The following is a 3,760-nucleotide window of genomic DNA, read 5'->3' on the forward strand; positions in this document are numbered from 1 at the left end:
ATTTTATAYCCTTGYATCATCATAATAACTAAAGTAGTAATTGGCACAAAGTTAATAAATAAAATACCATTAATKGATGWTAAGATTTTCACACCGTAGTTCCAWGCAAGTAGYGCTACRATACCTGGTAATGTCATCATAAATAAYAAATCATAYTTCACAATAGAAATCGTTTCCATACTTGGAACAGATACATATCCAAGCACTGTAATGACCACAGTTATAATCCCTGTGACAGTTGTACCCAATACACATGTCAAAGTAGAATAGCGTAATGTTGACCAATCGCTACACGTTTGACCACCCATCGTATAAATCACCCATCCTACAACACCAACAAATATAAATGCTAGCGAAAACACGTTATCTTTCAATGTTAAAAAGAAACTCATATCACCTTTCGTAATAACAAATATAGCCCCTACAAACGCGATAATCATGCTCGTTATCATATACTTCTTCGGCTTTATATTTTTATATCCCCATACAATACAAATTGAAATCATCGGCATCAGTGCCTCCATAATAGAAGCTACCATTACACCTGATTTTCCCATTAACATTTGTCCTAGAAAAATTAATACATTATATACGGTAAACGCCATTGTTCCAAAAAAGACGAGTAACTTTCCTCTTCCTTCTAAGCGAAATGCTTTCTTTCCTTCTTTCATTAGCAATAATACAATCAATACAATTGCCACCGCTCCATAGCGAATAWGCGAAAAATAAAACGGATCTATGTATTCTAACGCATGATCAGCAACCGGAAACATCGCTCCCCATGACATACTTGCAATTAAACATGCCAAAGCACCTATTATCATTTGACCTTTTCTCACCACAATCCCCCCGCTTCTTTCTATTTGCACAAAGAGAATTGTAAAAGAAAAAATATATCACGTAAAATGATTCAAAATGATGTTAACTATCATTTATAATGATAGTTAACATCAAGGAGGAGCATAAAATGGAATTACGAGACTTACAAATCTTCCAGAGCGTTGCCGACCGCGGTAGTGTAAGCGGCGCAGCAAAGGAATTAAATTATGTACAATCAAATGTAACCGCACGTATTAAACAATTAGAAAACGAGCTGAAAACACCTCTCTTTTACCGTCATAAGCGAGGCATGACTTTAACAGCTGAAGGAAGAAAAATGCTCGTTTACGTTCATAAAATTTTGCAAGATGTTGAAGAGCTAAAACAAGTGTTTTTAGATAGTGAAACACCATCTGGCATATTAAAAATTGGTACAGTCGAAACAGTCAGTACATTACCTACCATCTTGTCTTCTTACTATAAAAGCTATCCAAATGTCGATTTATCATTACAAGCCGGTCTAACGGAAGAACTTATTAGAGAAGTACTTGATCATCAATTAGATGGCGCCTTTATATCAGGTCCTATTAAACATCCACTAATTGAACAATACGATGTTAGTACTGAGAAATTAATGCTTGTTACACAAAATAAAGCTTTTCATATAGAAGAATTTACTACGACGCCCCTACTCGTTTTTAATCAAGGATGTGGATACCGTTCCAAGCTTGAACGATGGCTTAAAGATGAAGGTTTGCTACCAAAAAGAATTATGGAATTTAACATATTAGAAACTATATTAAATAGCGTAGCGCTCGGTCTTGGGATTACACTCGTCCCCCAGTCTGCGGTGCAGCACCTTTCTACAGCAGGTAAAGTCCACTGCCATCCAATTCCGGAGAAATACGGCAGTATTTCAACTGTTTTCATACGCCGTAAAGATAGTTACATGACCAATTCGATGCGCAGCTTTTTAAAAACAATTAAAGAGCACCATCATATCAATATGCTTTAAAAAACATTCTTACATGAATGTCTTTTTTTCTTACAAAAGTGTAATCCTCCCGTAAGCTAATTCGATAGTTGCAGGCGGCCATATTTCATATAATTAAGACAGAAAGCAGGGCAACAACAATTCGAAAAGGAGCGGATACRCATGATRAACAAAATGAAATCAAACAAATTTTTCAATACAATGGGCATGGTGCTATCCGCACTTGTCGATGCAAAAGCTGTTGCAACAACATTAAACAAATAAGGAAAGATTATTATGAACAATATTACATTTAACAAATCAGACTTTATCCCGCATTAACGGGCAGTAAGACTCCCACTTCAAAATTCGGCGAAATCAAAGAAGTTAGGTTTGGGATCAACTGCCCGTAAAAGCCCGATTGGTGAGGGCTAATAATCAGCGAGGGATACCCCGCCCTCACTGATTAAAGTTTCACTTTATCGGACTTGCAAGTGGAGCAGCTCTTCTTACAGCTTTCATTTACACACTTGCTCAAAGTCTTATTTAACACTTTGTTTCCCCCAACCCCTTTATATATAGAAAAGGCTGCTCGTCTTATAGACAAGCAGCCTTTTAGTTTGTTTCATATATAATTTGGCCTGTTTTGCTTATATCATATCCACCAATTGCTTTTAATTCATTGTGAAACTCTTCAGATTGCAAAACCTCTTTTATAACTTCAATAAGTTCCTCATTTTCTTTATTCTTTAGAAGTACTAAATCATACTGTTCTTTCATTATTGGAATAAAGTCTACGTTCACAATTTGGGAAAACTTTTCTGATCCTACCCCAACATCAGCTTTTCCATTCGCGACTTGCGAGGCAACGCCAAGGTGATTCGATTCTTCCCATTCATACCCGTTAATATCTTCTTTACTTAATTTTTGAATTCGCAATTGCTCATCCACTAACACCCTAATACCAGAACCTTTTTCTCGATTTACAAATCGTATAGATGACTGAGCTAAATCAGCCCATGTTTTTATATTTTGTGGGTTCCCTTTTTGCACATAAAACCCAACATTTCTTGCTAATAAATTCATCATAATATATGGTTGTCCAACTAAAATACGTTTTACGTAAGGAACATTATATGTACCCGTTTCACCATCAAATAAGTGTAAACTAACGACGCTTCCTTCTCCTTGGTACATCTTCACTAAACTCGTTAAACTACCTTGATACGCTCTCAATATATTAGAATTTGGCAATCGATTTTCTATATGCTTTGCCAACATATCTAACGTTAGCTCTTGACCACTAATGATGCGTGTATTCGAACTACTAATTTCGTCCTTCTTTACAGGAGTAAATTGTACCTTCCCTGTTTTCATTTGCTTTATATATTGTTCTAAATCAGCTGCATCAATGCGCATTTGTCTACCAACCCTATAAGAAGGAAGTTCTCCTTTTTTAATTAGGTCGTATACAGTTAATTTTGATACTTTTAATYGCTTTGCTACTTCTTCCGTTGTGTAGGAATGATGATCCATAGACGATTCCTCACTTTCTTCCTTCATTGTAACAAAGAAAAGAATATTTCTCCTAGTTTTWAAAAACAACTATAYCGTTCAAATTATATTCAATTATAACTAGTTATAATTAGTTATATTTAGTTATAATTAATTTAGTAAACGAAGGGAGATTTTTTATGAACAAATTTACTTTACGATCCATTGGGGTACTTATACTTTCTTTTCTTCTTATATTCAGTGTAGCTTGTTCAAGTGAAGAAAAGTCAGCTGCTAAAGAGGGAGAATCAGTGGAGCTGACTATATCAGCGGCTGCAAGTTTACAAGATGCATTAAAAGAAATTGAAAAGCAATATAAAGAGAAAGAACCAACTATTCAACTTTCTTTTAACTTCGGTGCTTCTGGTGCACTTCAACAACAAATTGAGCAAGGTGCACCTGCTGATTTATTCT

Annotated in this window: 4 protein-coding genes and 1 pseudogene; 3 read left to right on the forward strand and 2 right to left on the reverse strand. The window is 35.3% G+C overall.

The genetic code is table 11. From position 1 onward, the window contains the following. Positions 1-839: DMT family transporter (locus tag AC1DJR_RS21020; RefSeq protein WP_477003423.1), on the reverse strand; the 839-nt coding region annotated here is incomplete at its 3' end. 128 nt (positions 840-967) lie between these two features. Between AC1DJR_RS21020 and AC1DJR_RS21025 the strand changes: the two genes are divergently transcribed. Continuing rightward, positions 968-1,834, forward strand: coding sequence for a LysR family transcriptional regulator (locus AC1DJR_RS21025; RefSeq protein WP_002063480.1), 867 nt, complete (start codon positions 968-970; stop codon positions 1,832-1,834). A 427-nt stretch (positions 1,835-2,261) separates the two neighbouring features. Continuing rightward, positions 2,262-2,342, forward strand: a pseudogene (locus AC1DJR_RS21030) (DUF3948 family protein); the annotation flags it as partial. Positions 2,343-2,407: 65 nt separating this feature from the next. Here the strand turns inward: AC1DJR_RS21030 and AC1DJR_RS21035 are convergent. Then, on the reverse strand, positions 2,408-3,355 hold the full coding sequence (locus AC1DJR_RS21035) for a substrate-binding domain-containing protein (RefSeq protein ID WP_477003424.1): 948 nt from the start codon (positions 3,353-3,355) through the stop codon (positions 2,408-2,410). 131 nt (positions 3,356-3,486) lie between these two features. Here AC1DJR_RS21035 and AC1DJR_RS21040 point away from each other — a divergent pair. Further along, positions 3,487-3,760: molybdate ABC transporter substrate-binding protein (locus tag AC1DJR_RS21040; RefSeq protein ID WP_477003425.1), on the forward strand; the 274-nt coding region annotated here is incomplete at its 3' end.

It is taken from the genome of Bacillus sp. 05T31 (assembly GCF_056396725.1).

Coding starts and splice junctions, on each gene's coding strand:
- AC1DJR_RS21025 (WP_002063480.1), top strand. CDS start 968: ATGGAATTACGAGACTTACAAATCTTCCAGAGCGTTGCCGACCGCGGT.